15 protein-coding genes are annotated in these 14,430 nt (G+C 60.4%); 7 read left to right on the forward strand and 8 right to left on the reverse strand.

Annotated features, from left to right (window positions below):
* Positions 1-170 precede the first annotated feature (170 nt).
* Positions 171-428, reverse strand: coding sequence for a 50S ribosomal protein L27 (gene rpmA, locus HU725_RS19485; RefSeq protein ID WP_003247464.1), 258 nt, complete (start codon positions 426-428; stop codon positions 171-173).
* A 37-nt stretch (positions 429-465) separates the two neighbouring features.
* Positions 466-780 carry a 50S ribosomal protein L21 gene (gene rplU, locus HU725_RS19490; RefSeq protein WP_023533254.1) on the reverse strand — a complete coding sequence of 105 codons (315 nt, stop codon included), beginning with the start codon at positions 778-780 and terminating at the stop codon, positions 466-468.
* A 244-nt stretch (positions 781-1,024) separates the two neighbouring features.
* Here rplU and HU725_RS19495 point away from each other — a divergent pair, with 244 nt between their 5' ends.
* The 3 genes from HU725_RS19495 (at position 1,025) to HU725_RS19505 (ending at position 2,811) form a co-directional block, all read left to right on the forward strand.
* Positions 1,025-1,993 (forward strand): polyprenyl synthetase family protein, encoded by a 969-nt coding sequence (locus HU725_RS19495; protein WP_186478243.1) that lies wholly within the window; start codon positions 1,025-1,027, stop codon positions 1,991-1,993.
* Positions 1,994-2,143: 150 nt separating this feature from the next.
* Positions 2,144-2,485 (forward strand): zinc ribbon domain-containing protein YjdM, encoded by a 342-nt coding sequence (locus HU725_RS19500; RefSeq protein ID WP_023382397.1) that lies wholly within the window; start codon positions 2,144-2,146, stop codon positions 2,483-2,485.
* Positions 2,486-2,565: 80 nt separating this feature from the next.
* Positions 2,566-2,811 (forward strand): PA4570 family protein, encoded by a 246-nt coding sequence (locus HU725_RS19505; RefSeq protein ID WP_060477507.1) that lies wholly within the window; start codon positions 2,566-2,568, stop codon positions 2,809-2,811.
* Between the two features lie 26 nt (positions 2,812-2,837).
* Here the strand turns inward: HU725_RS19505 and bamJ are convergent, their stop codons facing one another.
* The 4 genes from bamJ to HU725_RS19525 all read right to left on the reverse strand — a co-directional run bounded on the left by bamJ (position 2,838) and on the right by HU725_RS19525 (position 7,108).
* Positions 2,838-3,455 (reverse strand): BamJ family beta-barrel-assembly machinery protein, encoded by a 618-nt coding sequence (bamJ, locus tag HU725_RS19510; RefSeq protein WP_060477506.1) that lies wholly within the window; start codon positions 3,453-3,455, stop codon positions 2,838-2,840.
* A gap of 117 nt (positions 3,456-3,572) precedes the next feature.
* The gene (locus HU725_RS19515) at positions 3,573-4,061 is read right to left on the reverse strand and encodes a TIGR00645 family protein (protein ID WP_060477505.1); all 489 of its coding nucleotides are present in this window, start codon (positions 4,059-4,061) and stop codon (positions 3,573-3,575) included.
* A 106-nt stretch (positions 4,062-4,167) separates the two neighbouring features.
* Positions 4,168-4,506 (reverse strand): PA4575 family protein, encoded by a 339-nt coding sequence (locus HU725_RS19520; protein WP_060477504.1) that lies wholly within the window; start codon positions 4,504-4,506, stop codon positions 4,168-4,170.
* Positions 4,507-4,669: 163 nt separating this feature from the next.
* Positions 4,670-7,108 (reverse strand): Lon protease family protein, encoded by a 2,439-nt coding sequence (locus tag HU725_RS19525; RefSeq protein WP_060477503.1) that lies wholly within the window; start codon positions 7,106-7,108, stop codon positions 4,670-4,672.
* Between the two features lie 253 nt (positions 7,109-7,361).
* Here HU725_RS19525 and HU725_RS19530 point away from each other — a divergent pair, with 253 nt between their 5' ends.
* The 4 genes from HU725_RS19530 to HU725_RS19545 all read left to right on the forward strand — a co-directional run bounded on the left by HU725_RS19530 (position 7,362) and on the right by HU725_RS19545 (position 10,846).
* Positions 7,362-7,850 carry a DUF3015 domain-containing protein gene (locus HU725_RS19530; RefSeq protein WP_060477502.1) on the forward strand — a complete coding sequence of 163 codons (489 nt, stop codon included), beginning with the start codon at positions 7,362-7,364 and terminating at the stop codon, positions 7,848-7,850.
* A 70-nt stretch (positions 7,851-7,920) separates the two neighbouring features.
* Positions 7,921-9,774 carry an Lnb N-terminal periplasmic domain-containing protein gene (locus HU725_RS19535; RefSeq protein ID WP_186478242.1) on the forward strand — a complete coding sequence of 618 codons (1,854 nt, stop codon included), beginning with the start codon at positions 7,921-7,923 and terminating at the stop codon, positions 9,772-9,774.
* A gap of 145 nt (positions 9,775-9,919) precedes the next feature.
* Positions 9,920-10,273 (forward strand): hypothetical protein, encoded by a 354-nt coding sequence (locus HU725_RS19540; RefSeq protein WP_186478241.1) that lies wholly within the window; start codon positions 9,920-9,922, stop codon positions 10,271-10,273.
* 84 nt (positions 10,274-10,357) lie between these two features.
* On the forward strand, positions 10,358-10,846 hold the full coding sequence (locus HU725_RS19545; protein WP_186478240.1) for a GreA/GreB family elongation factor: 489 nt from the start codon (positions 10,358-10,360) through the stop codon (positions 10,844-10,846).
* A 40-nt stretch (positions 10,847-10,886) separates the two neighbouring features.
* On the opposite strand, the gene gdhA is transcribed toward HU725_RS19545, so the two are convergent.
* Positions 10,887-12,227: an NADP-specific glutamate dehydrogenase gene (gdhA, locus tag HU725_RS19550; RefSeq protein WP_186478239.1), complete on the reverse strand. Its 1,341-nt coding sequence runs from the start codon at positions 12,225-12,227 to the stop codon at positions 10,887-10,889.
* Between the two features lie 302 nt (positions 12,228-12,529).
* Positions 12,530-14,197, reverse strand: a complete 1,668-nt coding sequence (gene ettA / locus HU725_RS19555; RefSeq protein WP_060480616.1) for an energy-dependent translational throttle protein EttA — start codon at positions 14,195-14,197, stop codon at positions 12,530-12,532.
* Positions 14,198-14,430: the final 233 nt, after the last annotated feature.

Here is a 14,430-nt window from a genome sequence, read left to right on the forward strand (position 1 = left end):
ACAGGCGAGTTGAATACCTAAAAAACCTGAGGCTCTTGCAAAAATGAGCGCGGCGGCCCCGTACGACCGTAGAAACCCACGCCGGCAGCCCATACAAACAGCTTTGCAAGAGGCTCACCACAAACGAAAAAGCCCCGTCGCATGACGGGGCTTCTGGAGCGACGTCGCGATTAAGCGGCGACGATGCTCACGTAACGGCGCATGAACTCGCCTTTCTTCTCGAACTTGATCACGCCTTCGATCTTGGCGAACAAGGTGTGGTCCTTGCCCATGCCAACGCCGTAGCCAGCGTGGAATTCGGTGCCGCGCTGACGGACGATGATGTTGCCTGGCTTGATAACCTGGCCGCCATACATCTTCACGCCAAGGCGTTTCGATTCTGAGTCGCGACCGTTACGAGTACTACCACCAGCCTTCTTGTGAGCCATGGTTCAATTCTCCAATAAATTCAGGGGAACCGGGCGATTAAGCCTGGATACCGGTGATTTTGATCTCGGTGAACCACTGGCGGTGGCCCATACGCTTCATGTGGTGCTTACGACGACGGAACTTGATGATGCGAACCTTGTCGTGACGGCCTTGCGAAACGACTTCGGCAACCACTTTAGCGCCGGCGACGACTGGTGCACCGATGGTGACTTCTTCACCGTTGGCAACCAGCAGAACGCGATCGAAAGTCACGGATTCGCCAGTGGCGACTTCCAGTTTTTCGACCTTGAGGAATTCACCTTCAGCGACTTTGTACTGCTTGCCGCCGGTAACGATTACTGCGTAAGACATGGTATTTCTCCGATAATCCTGCTCACCCAGCGCTTTATATGATGAGTATTGGCTGGCATGGCTGCATGGGGCTGGAACGGCCCTGTGCAATTGCGTAAGGCAGGTGCTGCCCAGGAAGTTAGGGTGCGCGATTGTACGCAACCGTGCTTTTGCTTGCAAGTCCCGCCCCCGGTCTGCGGGCACCGCGCCTTGACACACCGGGGCCTGCGACCTAGCATGCCGCGCAACCTCACTGGAGCAGCCGATGCAACCCCAAACCTTCTACCGCGCGGTAGCTGACGATTTCAGCGCCGTCGACGAGATCATCAAGAAGCAGCTGACCTCGCGCGTGCCGCTGGTATCGAAGATCGGCGACTATATCACGTCGGCTGGCGGCAAGCGCTTGCGTCCGTTGCTGGTGCTGCTATGCGGCAAGGCGCTGGGCCGCGAAGGCGACGACCTGCGGCTGCTGGCGGCGACCATCGAGTTCCTGCATACCGCCACCCTGCTGCACGACGATGTGGTCGACATGTCAGGCATGCGCCGCGGCCGCTCCACCGCCAACGCGCTGTGGGGCAACGCGCCGAGCGTGCTGGTGGGCGACTTCCTCTACTCGCGCTCGTTCGAAATGATGGTCGAACTGGGCTCGATGCCGGTCATGCAGATCTTGTCCAAGGCCACCCGCGTGATCGCCGAGGGCGAAGTATTGCAGCTGTCGCGGGTGCGCGATGCCAGCACCACGGAAGAGGTCTACATGGACGTCATCCGTGGCAAGACCGCGATGCTGTTCGAAGCCTCGACCCACAGCGCTGCGGCACTGGCCGGTGCTGACCAGGCCCAGCGCGAGGCCCTGCGCACCTTCGGTGACCACTTGGGCGTGGCGTTCCAGCTGGTCGACGACCTGTTGGACTACGAAGGCGATGCCCAAGCCCTGGGCAAGAACGTCGGCGACGACCTGGCCGAAGGCAAGCCGACCCTGCCGCTGATCTACACCATGCGCGAGGGCACACCGGAGCAGGCTGCGTTGGTGCGCAAAGCGATCCAAAAAGGTGGCCTGGAAGACCTGGAGCAGATTCGCGAGGCCGTCGAAGCCTCGGGCGCACTGAAGTACACCGCCGAGCTTGCGCGCGACTATGTCAAGCGCGCCATCGCCTGCCTGGAAGTGCTGCCGGCCAGCCAATACCGGGATGCGCTGGTCGAACTGAGCGAGTTCGCGGTCGCCCGCACGCACTGACAGCCCTAGCCGTCCTCTTCGCGGGTGAACCTGCCCCCACACAAAACGTGGGAGCGGGTTCACCCGCGAAGCTTTTGTACGGGCAAAACATTTCTCGCGCAAAACCTTATACAATGTGGGCTTTTAACCCCGTCTGTTTAAGGATACGAAGTGAGCACCTTGCCGCCCTGCCCCAAATGCAACTCCGAATACACCTACGAGGATGGCACCCAGCTGATCTGCCCCGAGTGCGCACACGAATGGTCCGCCAGCGGCGAAGCTGAAGCCGCAAGCGATGACGTGGTGAAGAAGGACTCGGTCGGCAACGTTCTGCAGGACGGCGATACCGTTACTGTGATCAAGGACCTCAAGGTCAAAGGGTCGTCCCTGGTGGTCAAGGTTGGTACCAAGGTCAAGAACATCCGCCTGTGCGATGGCGACCACGACATCGACTGCAAGATCGATGGCATCGGCGCAATGAAGCTGAAGTCGGAATTCGTGCGCAAGGTCTGATTACAAAATCCGCCAATTGGCGCTTGCTATTCTGATAATAGGAATTATTCTCATTGGAGTCATTTTCAAGGAGAATAGCCATGACTTATCTGATAGACGCCTGGCTGGATCGTCCCCACCCCTACCTGCGCATTCTTCATCGCGAAACCGGTGAGGTCTGCGCAATGCTTGAAGAAGACGCCTTGGACGAGCTGCGTGACCAGGGTGATCTGGACTTGTGCGGGCTCAATTCTAGCGAGCCGATGGTGCTCAAGGAGCTGGTGCGCAATTTGTTCCTGTTCTGCTACGCGCGGGCCTTGCGCCCAGGGGGAACAGACTGGAATTGAGGCCGGCAGCGCCGGCCTCAGCGGCATTACAGAACGTCGAGCAGCTCGACGTCGAACACCAGAGTACTGTGCGGGGGAATGCCACCAACGCCTTGGGCGCCGTAGGCCAGTTCGCTCGGCACGTACAGGCGCCATTTGCTGCCGGCGTTCATCAGCTGCAAGGCTTCGGTCCAGCCAGCGATCACGCCACCAACCGGAAATTCTGCCGGCTGGCCACGGTCGTAGGAGCTGTCGAAGACGGTGCCGTCGATCAGGGTGCCGTGGTAGTGGGTGCGCACGTTGCTTTCGCGGGTCGGCTTGGCGCCATCACCTGCGGTCAGCACTTCGAACTGCAGGCCCGAAGCCAGGGTGGTGACGCCGTCACGCTTGGCGTTCTCGACCAGGAATTGCTTGCCAGCAGCAGCGGCGGCTTCGGCTTTGGCAGCAGCTTCTGCTTGCATCACCTCGCGGATGACCTTGAAGCTGGCCGACAGGTCGGCCTCGCTGACACGGCTGTCGGCGCCGTTGAAGGCGTCGGTCAGGCCGGCCAGGATGGCTTCCAGGCTGACGCCTGGTGGTGGGTTGTCGCGCAGTTGGCCGCCCAGCTGACGGCCAATGCCGTAGCTGACGCGGGTTTCGTCGGTGGACAGGTTGAGTTCGGACATTGTCGTGCTCCACTGCAGGGCGCCATGCAGCCGCGCCCGTGATGAAAAGGGCGAGCAGCCTAGCACACTGCTAGCGCCGCTCGTTAATTGAAACCAGCGCTCGCCCCAGCGGGGCGATCAGTGCTTGGTCAGCTTATCCAGGTAGCCCATGCAGAAGGCCGAAACCACGAAGGTCATGTGGATGATCACGTACCACATCAGGTACTCGGTAGAGATGTTCTGCGCGTCCATGAACACCCGTAGCAGGTGAATGGATGAAATCGCCACGATCGATGCAGCCACTTTCATCTTCAGCGACGAAGAGTCCATCTTGCCCAGCCAGTTGAGCTTCTCCTTGCTCTCGTCGATGTCCAGCTGCGAGACGAAGTTTTCGTAACCGGAGATCATCACCATCACCAGCAGACCGCCAACCAGCGACATGTCGATCAGCGACAGGATGACCAGAATCAGGTCGGCTTCGCTGAGCGCGAAGACGTTAGGCAGGACGTGGACAACTTCCTGGAAGAACTTCAGCGCCAAGGCAAGCAAGCCGAGGGACAGGCCGAAGTAGATGGGAGCGAGCAGCCAACGGGAGGCGTACATCGCGTTCTCGAGAAAACGTTCCATGAGGGTTTGGGACTCGTCAGGTGACTGAAAAACGAGCGCGAGTATAGCCAGCCACCTGTGACAGCAAAAGCCTGCGGCATGGTGCCGCGCTACTGAATGTGTGGGCTCAGGTTTCAGGATGGAACTGATAGTCCCCCAGGTTGCGGCAGCGCTCACCGTTGATACGCCGCAGCTGTGCCTGCAAGTGCAGGCACCAGATCTGTGGATCATCGGCCACCTGATACCCGTGCAAAGTCAGGCTGTCGAGAATGGCGTTGAGCACGGACTCGGCCACCATCGGCCCATGGAAGGGGCCTTGGGCTTTTATCGCCGAGGGTTGTTCACCGGCCATGCCGGCGGCAAACAGCAAGGTCCACATACCGTTGTCACCGGCCAATGGGCGAATGCTGCATTCGATACGGGTCACCAGGCCAAGGCACTGGCGAGTAAGGCTGAGGTTGCGCATGGCCGCGTCCCCTCCAATGAACCCTGTTCAGCCCGGAACACCCGGGCTGTTTCCATCCTGAACCCTGATACTGTCCTTAAGTTCCAGCATAGAAGAACAGCACGAAAAGATGGAAAACCGGCGCTGAACGGTAGCACATGGCCGCTAGCGCCGGTTTATTGACTCAAGCCGGTTTGGCTTGAGCGATTACCTCTTCCAAGCGCTCTTTCTCTGCACGCTCGATTTCCTCCTCACCGATCATCTCGGCAATCTCCCGCAGGCGCTCGACAACCCTGGCATTCACGCTGCCCTCGGTGAACTGGCCCTTGTCATCGAGAACCCCGGCCTCCTCGCCCACCAGCAGGCTCAGGGCTTCGTCAGCCTGGCTCACGGCATAGACGTGGAACATGCCGTTTTCCACCGCCTGCAGCACGCGTTCGTCGAGCATCAGGGTAGCGACGTTGGCGCGCGGGATGATTACCCCTTGCTCGCCGGTCAGGCCACGGGCCTCGCAAAGACGGAAGAAGCCCTCAATCTTCTCGTTGACCCCACCCACCGCCTGCACTTCGCCGAACTGGTTGATCGAGCCGGTGATGGCAAAGCATTGTTTGAGCGGCGTGCGCGACAAGGCCGAGATCAGCGTGCACGCTTCACCCAGCGAAGCACTGTCGCCATCGACGTAGCCGTAGGACTGCTCCAGGGCGATGCTGGCGGAAATCGCCAGAGGGAATTCCTGGGCATAACGGCTGCCCAGGTAACCGGTAAGGATCATCACACCCTTGGAGTGAATCGGCTGGCCAAGGTTGACCTCGCGCTCGATGTCGACGATGCCGCTGCCACCGGGGTAGACCGTGGCAGAGATACGCGCCGGCATGCCGAAGGCCGAGTCGCCGACTTCAAGCACGGTCAAGCCATTGCACTTGCCGATGGCCGCGCCTTCGGTATCGATCAGGATGATGCCGGCCAGCATGTCGTCGAGCACCCGTTGCGATACCCGCCCGGTACGGGTGGCCTTGGCCTTGAGTGCACGCTCGATGTGGCCGGCGTCGGTCATCTCGTCGCTGGCCAACTGACGGATGAAATCAGCTTCGCTGACCAACTGGAACAGGTCGCCAATACGCGCCGACAGGCGCGATTGGTTTTCTGCCAGGCGGGCGCTGTAGGTGGCAAGGCGCGCCACCGCATCACTGGTCAGCGGTGCCATGCCCTCTTCGTTGGTACGGGTGCGCAGCAGCTGAGCGAACTGCTCGAGGTTCTCGTCGACCATCGGCATGTCTTCGTCGAAGTCGACCAGTACGCGGAACATCTCCTGGAAGTCCGGGTCGTGGTCCTGCAGCGCGTAGTACAACTGGCGCGAGCCGATGATCACCAGCTTGATGTTCAGAGGAATCATCTGCGGGGTCAGGCTGACTGTCGCGACACGGCCCAGCTCACCCAGCGGCGACTCCATTTTCAGCTTGCGCGACTGCAAGGCGCGCTTGAGCGCGTCCCAGACGAACGGCTCGCCGAGCATCTTTTCCGCTTCCAGAATCAGGAAACCGCCGTTTGCGCGGTGCAGCGCGCCGGGGCGCAACTGCCGATAGGAAGTATAAAGCGCGCCTTGGTCGGTGCTGTATTCGATGCGGCCGAACAGGTTGTCGTAGGTTGGGTGCGGCTCGAACACCACTGGCGCACCCCCGTCGGCGTGGTGGCCAACCACCAGGCTTGGCGCGTACTGCTCTTCGAGCAGCTTGCGCGCAACCGCGTCGGTCTTGCTGTCCTCAACCAGCTGCTCGACCACGGTACGCAGCAGATTCAGCTGCATGGACTGCAAGTAGGCGCAGACAGCCGCATTTTCGGCGTATTTTTCCGACAATGGCGCCAGCAGCGGTTGCAGCGCCAGGGTGATGGTTTCTTCGTTGAGCTGACGAAGCTGGTTGTTCGACTCACGTTTCCATTGCGGCAGGCTGGCAAGCTCCTCGTTGAGCTGCTCCTCCAGCAAGGCAATGTCCTCATGAAACTGCTCGCGAACGTCTTCTGGCAACTGGGCGAATTCGGCCTCGTCCAGCGCCTTGCCATCGGCCATCGGGGTGAAGGCGACATTGCTGGCATCGCGGTACAGGGCCACGTCCTTTTCCAGCGAGGCACGCTCGATCACATCCAGCGCGCGGTCGTAGCGCTGATTGAAGGCGCGGTCGATGGCGCCTTTCTTTTGCTGGTAGGAAGGGTGCTCGAACACCGCCGGGAAGGTTGCCAGCAGGTTATCGATCAAGCCGTTCATGTCGCTGATGAACTCGGCCGCGCTGCCCGAAGGCAACTCCAGTGCACGGGGCTCGCGGGTGTCATCGAAATGGTTGACGTAAAGCCAGTCGCTGGGGGTTTGCTGGCGCTTGCCTTCGGCCTTGAGGTAGCGCTTGACGAATGAGAAGCGGCCCGTCCCGGGCTCGCCCATCACATACACGTTATAACCAGGGCGCGGCATTGCCACGCCGAACTGCAGGGCCTCGACAGCACGTTCTTGGCCCAGGACTCCGCGAAACGGTTCCAGATCGTCGGTATTGGTAAAGGCAAACTGCTCGGGTGAGAAACGCCGGGTCAGGGCTTCAGGCGCAAGACGCAGGCGCGCAGCGACAGGATCGGGCATTGGGTTTCCTTACTTCGGCGGGGCAGATACTCAGCATTCTGGCGCTGCCAGCGCGCGCGTTGCAAGGCTCTGCCGGACTTTATATCGCAACGGCGAAGCTGCAACGCCATGCAAATTTTTCGCAATCAATGACGCAACCTTTAGAACATGCCTAAACTCCAACTTGCGCGGGTGGGTGAAATGCTTTCCCGACTTGGCAACCGAGTTGCCAGATAACCCTGACCCTTGGTTAAGACAAATAGAGAATAAAGCTATGAAACGGATTCTTCTGGGTACTCTGTTCACCGTGGTTTCGCTCAACGCCCTCGCTGAAGCGCCGGGCGGCCCGAACTGCGGCTGGGGCAACATGCTGTTCGAAGGCCAGCGCGGTACGCCGGCCCACTTCCTGGCTTCGACCACCAACGGCACCTCCGGTAACGCCACCTTCGGCATGACCTCCGGTACCAACGGCTGCTCGACCAAGGCTTCGCTGACCTACGGCGGCAAGTCCTGGTTCGCCATGAATGGCATGATGAACGAACTGTCCGAAGACATGGCCATGGGCCAGGGCGAAGCCCTGACCACCTATGCCGTGGTTCTGGGCGTCGCTCCTGAAGATCGCGGCTACTTCGCCTCGGTCACCCACCAGCACTTCAACCAGATCTTCAGCAGCGCCGATGCAACCGCTGAAACCGTGCACACCAACACCCTGGCCGTTCTGAAGAACGACCCACGTCTGGCCAAGTACGCTACCGAGGCCTGATTGCAGCTACTCCCGCCCCTTCGGGGGCGGGTTTCGCCTTTTCGGCATCGTTTAGAAGTAGTTGCCCCATATGCTCAAACGCCTCGCTTCCCTCGCGCTGCTAGCCTGCGCGCCTGTTCATGCCATGCCCGTTGTGCACGCCGACCGCATTCAGCAACTGGCCAACACCCCGTATTGGATTGCCCTGGGCCACTATGAAACCGCCAAGCTCGGAGGCTGGCGCAGCTATGTGGACGATGACGCCTTCTTCCTTGCCAAGGACGGTGCTCATCACCCGGACCAGGAGCTGGAAGCCACCGTGCAAGCGCTGTATGCCCCCGCCAGCCTCGGTGACAAGCATGCCCAGTGCGTATTTCCCGCGCGCACCCGCTGGTTGCGTGAACAACTTGACCTGCAAGGCCTGCCGCAGCCCGATTGTCAGGAATTCAAGACGTGGTACCAGTCGATCGACCCGCACAGTGCGGCGCTGATCTTTCCGGCAGCCTACCTGAACAGCCCCTCATCGATGTTCGGCCATACCTTGCTGCGCATCGACCAGACCAACACCCGCAGCGACGACACCACGCTGCTGAGCTACGCGATCAACTTCGGTGCCTATATCGAAGGCAGCGACAACAGCATTCTGTATGCCTGGAAAGGCCTGATGGGCGGTTACCCGGGCCTGTTCGCGCTCATGCCTTACCAAGAGAAGCTCTCTGAATACCGCAGCCTTGAGAACCGCGACCTGTGGGAGTACCAGTTGGACCTGACCCCGGAGGAAACCGGGCGCATGGTCGAGCATGTCTGGGAGCTGAAACAGATCCAGTTCGATTATTTCTTCTTCGACGAAAACTGCTCGTACCGCCTACTGGAGCTGCTGCAAGTGGCCCGTCCGAGCCTGGACCTGACCTCGCAGTTCCCCCTCACTGCCATTCCTACCGACACGGTCAAGGCGGTGAAGCAATCTGGCCTGGTAGCCAGCGAAATTTATCGCCCGTCACGCGAACGTGAATTACTGGCCCGCGCCGAGCCACTGGACCATGCCGAAAAACGTCAGGTATTGGCTGTCAGTGCCGACACCACGCAACTGCAAAGCCCCGACTTCAAAGCCCTGCCCCGCGATCGCCAGGCACTGGTGCAGGATGCCGCCTACCGCTTGGAGCGCTACCGTGCCAATGGGCAGGAGCGAGACCCTGGGCAGGCCAAGCGCAGCTTCGAGCTGCTGCGAGCGATCAACACCAACCCGCCACCGCCCCTGCAGATCGAACGCCCCGGCTTGCCTGAGGACGGCCACGACTCGCGTACCTGGCAATTGGGGGTAGGCACTCGTGAGGATCGCGCCTATGCCGAATATGGCCTGCGCATGGCCTACCACGACCTTAATGACAACGCCTATGGCTTCCCATTGGGTGCACAGATCGAGATTCTGCAACTCAAGGTGCGCCAGTACGAAGGCAACGACTGGCAGGTTCAGCGCCTTGATCTTGCCACCATCCGCTCCCTGACCCCACGCAACGAGCTGCTCAAACCATGGTCCTGGCAGGTGGCAGGTGGCCTGGAACGGGTGCCTGGTAAACATGACGATGAGGTGCTGGTCAGCCATGTGAATGGCGGCGCCGGTGGTACCTGGCAACTGGCCGACGACCTGCTGGGCTTCGCCCTGGGCACGGTGCGGGTGGAGCACCACAACGACTTCGCCCAGTTCATCGCCCCAGCGACAGGGTTCAATGGTGGGCTGCTGTGGCGCAACGGCCTGGGCAACATGACCTTGGAAGCCAAGGGTGATTACTTCACCAATGGCGAAGTCCGGCGCAGCATCAGCCTGAACCAGCAGTGGGAGATCAGCCAGAACCTGGGGCTGAGGTTGAGTGCTTCGCGGCAGTTCAGCCATTTGGCGACGGCGCAGAACGAAGTGATGCTGCAGCTGAAGTGGTATCACTATTGAGGCCAATGAGGGCGCCATGCGCCCTACTGGCAGCACACCCGGCGCCTGCCAATGTGAACCCAGCGACTCTTTGACACTGTTTTGACAGCCCCCCGACAAATCGCCACCTAGACTTTGCGGTATCTCCCAAAGGGTTCAGGTGGTCATGTTGCGGTACCTTTTCGGCTTGTGCGTCGCGCTGCTACTGGCGGCTTGCGAAACTACCCACGATCAGATGATCGGGCATGGCTACCCGCCTGCTTACGCCGACGGTTATCAGGACGGTTGCAGCAGCGGCCACCAGGCTGCCGGGCTGATGGTCGGCAACTTTCGCAAGAACGTGCCACGCTACCTGCACGAGCGACAGTATGAAGCCGGCTGGGACGATGGTTTTCGCCAGTGCCAGGCGATGCAGAACAGCGAGGAGCAGCGCCAATACCACGAGCGTTTCTGGGACGAGCGCGACCGTCAGTGGCAGCAGGAGAAAGACCAAAGCGCGGCCCGGGCCTACCGCCGCTGAATGCGGACTGAGCAGCGTCGCAAACCGACATCCACTGAAACCTCAAGCCTGCCATGCTGGTCTGCATTACGAGGAGGCCATCGCATGAGCCGAGCATTCGTCAACGAAGACCAAGCCGCCGCCCAGGCCGACCAGCCTGTGGAACGACGTGTCAGCGACCAGCCCAATTACGTTACCGCCAATGGCTTGCGCCAGCTGCAACAGCGCGTGAGCGAGTTGAATGCATTGCGCAGCGAGCTACAGGCCCAGGGTGAGCGCGCAGACAAGCAGCGCCTGGCCGATACCGAGCGTGACCTTCGTTACTTCAACGCGCGAGTACAGAGTGCGCAGGTAGTGCCGGCGGCCACATCGCGTAGCAGCGTGCAGATTGGCAGCCGGGTAAGGTTCATCGATGAGCAGGACCAGACGCACGAAGTGCAGCTGGTAGGCGAAGACGAAGCCGATGCCGGGCGCGGGATGATCAACTGGGGTTCACCGCTGGGGCGCGCCCTGCTCGGGGCAGTGCCCGGGGATGAGGTGGTATGGCGGCGACCGTTGGGCGAGCAGATGATCGAGGTGGTTGAAATCAGCTGAATGCACGGGGCTGGCTGTGTGCCAGCCCCGTCAGCCCTGATCAGACCACGCCCTGGGCCAGCATGGCATCGGCGACTTTCACGAAACCTGCAATGTTGGCACCTTTGACGTAGTTGACCTTGCCGTCGGCCTCTTCACCGTAATGGACGCAGGCATGGTGAATCGACTGCATGATGTTGTGTAGCTTGCTGTCCACTTCACCGGCCGTCCACAGCAGGCGCATGGCGTTCTGCGACATCTCAAGGCCCGATACGGCCACCCCACCGGCGTTGGACGCTTTGCCTGGGGCATAAAGGATGCCGGCATCGATGAACAAATCTACCGCTGCCAGCGTGGTAGGCATGTTGGCGCCCTCGGCTACGCAGATGCAGCCGTTGCGTAGCAACGTGCGAGCGTCTTCGAGATCCAGCTCGTTCTGCGTGGCACACGGCAGCGCGATGTCGCATGGCAGGCTCCAGGGCGTCTGGCCCTTGCGGAACTCCAGGCCAAAGGCCTCGGCAAGCTCGCTGATGCGCCCGCGTGCGACGTTCTTGAGCTGCATCACCGCTTCCCATTGGGCTTCGGTCAGGCCGCCTTCGGCGTACAGCGTACCCTCGGAGTCGGACAGCGAAATCACCTTGCCGCCCAAGTCCATGACCTTGCGCGCAGCGTATTGGGCAACATTGCCCGACCCGGAAATCGCCACGCGACGACCATCGACACGCAGGCCCTGGCGCTTGAGCATTTCTTCGGCGAAGTACACACAGCCATAGCCTGTGGCTTCAGGGCGGATCAGGCTACCGCCATAGGTCATGCCTTTGCCGGTCAGCACCGAGGTGAACTGGTTGGCCAGGCGCTTGTACTGGCCGAACATGAAGCCGATTTCGCGGGCGCCAACGCCAATATCCCCGGCCGGCACATCGCAATCGGCGCCAATGTGGCGGTACAGCTCGCTCATGAAGGCTTGGCAGAAGCGCATCACTTCAGCGTCGCTCTTGCCTTTGGGGTCGAAGTCCGAGCCTCCCTTACCGCCGCCCATCGGCAGCGAGGTGAGGGAATTCTTGAATACCTGTTCGAAGGCCAGGAACTTGAGCACGCTCAGGTTCACCGACGGGTGGAAACGCAGGCCACCTTTGTACGGCCCAATGGCGCTGCTCATCTGGATGCGATAGCCACGGTTGACCTGGACCTTGCCCTGGTCATCGACCCACGACACCCGGAACAGAACAGCGCGCTCAGGCTCGACCATGCGTTCGAGGATGCCCGACTGCAGGTAGCGAGGGTTAGCCTCCAGAAACGGCCATAGTGTGCGCAGCACTTCTTCCACTGCCTGATGGAATTCGGGCTGGCCTGGGTCGCGCTGTTGAAGGCGTGCGAGGAAACTGTCGACGGATTCGATCATGGTAGACATCTCACCAAGAGGATTGGACTTATTGGTTTTTCCCGGAATGTACCAAGAAGCAATCGCACCGGAACAGGGCAAAATGTCGTTTTTATGAAATTATTTGGTGCGTTTTATATAAGTGTATACAAAAAGCAGTCTGTCGATGGCTTCATGGCCGATCAGCTCACTGCCACTTGAGCCCAGCGAAATGGGTGCTGCGTGTCATTGGCGCAGACGCAGGATTATTCGCGGTATGGGTAACGTCAGGCACAAAAATGGGGCCACGAAGGGCCCCATTCTTGTGCATCAAAAAGACTGGCTTACTGGGCCAGCTTCTTGTGCCGCACACGGTGAGGCTGGGCAGCAGCGTCACCCAAACGCTTCTTACGGTCGGCTTCGTATTCGGTGTAGTTACCTTCGAAGAACACCACGTTCGAATCGTCTTCGTACGCCAGGATGTGAGTGGCCACACGGTCCAGGAACCAACGGTCGTGGGAAATCACAATGGCAGCCCCCGGGAAGTCCAACAGGGCTTCTTCCAGCGAGCGAAGCGTCTCAACGTCAAGGTCGTTGGAAGGTTCGTCGAGCAGCAGGACGTTGCCGCCCTCCTTCAGGGTCAAAGCCAAGTGCAGGCGGCCACGCTCACCACCGGACAGGTCCTTGACGAACTTCTGCTGGTCGCCGCCTTTGAAGTTGAAGCGGCCAACGTAGGTGCGCGATGGAATCTCGTAGTTACCGATGCGGATCTGGTCGGAGCCGTCAGAGATCTGCTGGAACACGGTCTTGGCGCCATCGAGGTCTTCACGGCTCTGGTCCACACAGGCCAGCTGCACGGTTTCGCCGATCTCGATGCTGCCAGAGTCTGGCTGCTCTTTGCCCATCAGCATACGGAACAAAGTGGACTTACCTGCACCGTTACCACCAATAACGCCGACGATAGCGCCTTTTGGCATGGCGAAAGACAGGTTGTCGATCAACACGCGATCGCCGTAGCCCTTGGTAACGTTCTTGAATTCGATGACCTTGTCACCCAGGCGCGGGCCGGCCGGGATGTAGATCTCGTTGGTTTCGCTGCGCTTCTGGAATTCCTGCGACTGCATTTCTTCAAAGCGCTGCAGGCGAGCCTTGGATTTGGACTGACGAGCCTTGGCGCCTTTACGCACCCACTCCAGTTCCTCTTTCATCGCCTTCTCGTGGGCACTCTGCTGCTTGGACTCCTGCGCCAGACGCTCCGACTTGGCTTCCAGCCAGCCCGAGTAGTTGCCTTCGTACGGGATACCAGCGCCGCGGTCCAGCTCGAGGATCCAGCCGGCGACGTTGTCGAGGAAGTAACGGTCGTGGGTGATGGCAACCACGGTGCCGGGGAAGTCATGCAAGAAGCGCTCGAGCCAGGCTACCGAGTCGGCGTCCAGGTGGTTGGTCGGCTCGTCCAGCAGCAGCATGTCAGGGGCCGACAGCAGCAAGCGGCACAGGGCCACGCGGCGCTTCTCACCACCGGACAAGTGCTCGATGCGGGCATCCCAGGCAGGCAGGCGCAGGGCGTCGGCGGCAACGTCCAGCTGACGCTCAAGGTTGTGGCCATCGGCAGCCTGCAGGATGGCTTCGAGCTTGGCCTGTTCGGCGGCCAGCTTGTCGAAGTCGGCATCTGGCTCGGCGTAAGCCGCGTAGACTTCGTCCAGGCGAGCCTGGGCGTCCTTGATCACACTGACCGCTTCCTCGACCACTTCACGCACGGTCTTGTTAGGGTCCAGTTGCGGTTCCTGCGGCAGGTAACCTACGTTGATGTCGGGCATCGGACGGGCTTCGCCGTCGAATTCCTTATCGACGCCAGCCATGATCCGCAGCAGGGTCGATTTACCGGCACCGTTCAGGCCGAGTACGCCAATCTTGGCGCCTGGGAAGAACGACAGGGAGATATTCTTGAGAATTTCCCGCTTCGGCGGCACGACTTTGCTCAGCCGATGCATGGTGTAGACGTATTGAGCCAAAACCAAGCCCTCTATCAGATAGGTAAAGACATCGACGATTGCCCCGGCATTGAGGGGGCAGGGGGATGTGTTTACGGGGTGTCATTGAACAAAGTCGACCATTCTACGCCAACGCGCAGCGTTGCACAGTGTGGTCGTATGGTGGCACGGGAGCATCGTGACCCTGAAGGCATCATGGCCTGGCCCGGCCCCTTCGCAGTTGAACCCGCTCACATTGACCTGGGCATCACTGT

This window comes from Pseudomonas promysalinigenes (assembly GCF_014269025.2).
Classification (GTDB): Bacteria; Pseudomonadota; Gammaproteobacteria; order Pseudomonadales; family Pseudomonadaceae; genus Aquipseudomonas; species Aquipseudomonas promysalinigenes.

Bases quoted from the DNA above. Each gene is read 5' to 3' on its own strand.
- bamJ (WP_060477506.1), bottom strand. From the start codon at position 3,455: ATGTCCGAACTCAACCTGTCCACCGACGAAACCCGCGTCAGCTACGGC.
- HU725_RS19530 (WP_060477502.1), top strand. From the start codon at position 7,362: ATGAAACGGATTCTTCTGGGTACTCTGTTCACCGTGGTTTCGCTCAAC.
- HU725_RS19520 (WP_060477504.1), bottom strand. From the start codon at position 4,506: ATGCGCAACCTCAGCCTTACTCGCCAGTGCCTTGGCCTGGTGACCCGT.
- HU725_RS19505 (WP_060477507.1), top strand. From the start codon at position 2,566: ATGACTTATCTGATAGACGCCTGGCTGGATCGTCCCCACCCCTACCTG.
- HU725_RS19540 (WP_186478241.1), top strand. From the start codon at position 9,920: ATGTTGCGGTACCTTTTCGGCTTGTGCGTCGCGCTGCTACTGGCGGCT.
- HU725_RS19545 (WP_186478240.1), top strand. From the start codon at position 10,358: ATGAGCCGAGCATTCGTCAACGAAGACCAAGCCGCCGCCCAGGCCGAC.
- gdhA (WP_186478239.1), bottom strand. From the start codon at position 12,227: ATGATCGAATCCGTCGACAGTTTCCTCGCACGCCTTCAACAGCGCGAC.
- rpmA (WP_003247464.1), bottom strand. From the start codon at position 428: ATGGCTCACAAGAAGGCTGGTGGTAGTACTCGTAACGGTCGCGACTCA.
- HU725_RS19515 (WP_060477505.1), bottom strand. From the start codon at position 4,061: ATGGAACGTTTTCTCGAGAACGCGATGTACGCCTCCCGTTGGCTGCTC.
- HU725_RS19525 (WP_060477503.1), bottom strand. From the start codon at position 7,108: ATGCCCGATCCTGTCGCTGCGCGCCTGCGTCTTGCGCCTGAAGCCCTG.
- HU725_RS19495 (WP_186478243.1), top strand. From the start codon at position 1,025: ATGCAACCCCAAACCTTCTACCGCGCGGTAGCTGACGATTTCAGCGCC.
- rplU (WP_023533254.1), bottom strand. From the start codon at position 780: ATGTCTTACGCAGTAATCGTTACCGGCGGCAAGCAGTACAAAGTCGCT.
- HU725_RS19535 (WP_186478242.1), top strand. From the start codon at position 7,921: ATGCTCAAACGCCTCGCTTCCCTCGCGCTGCTAGCCTGCGCGCCTGTT.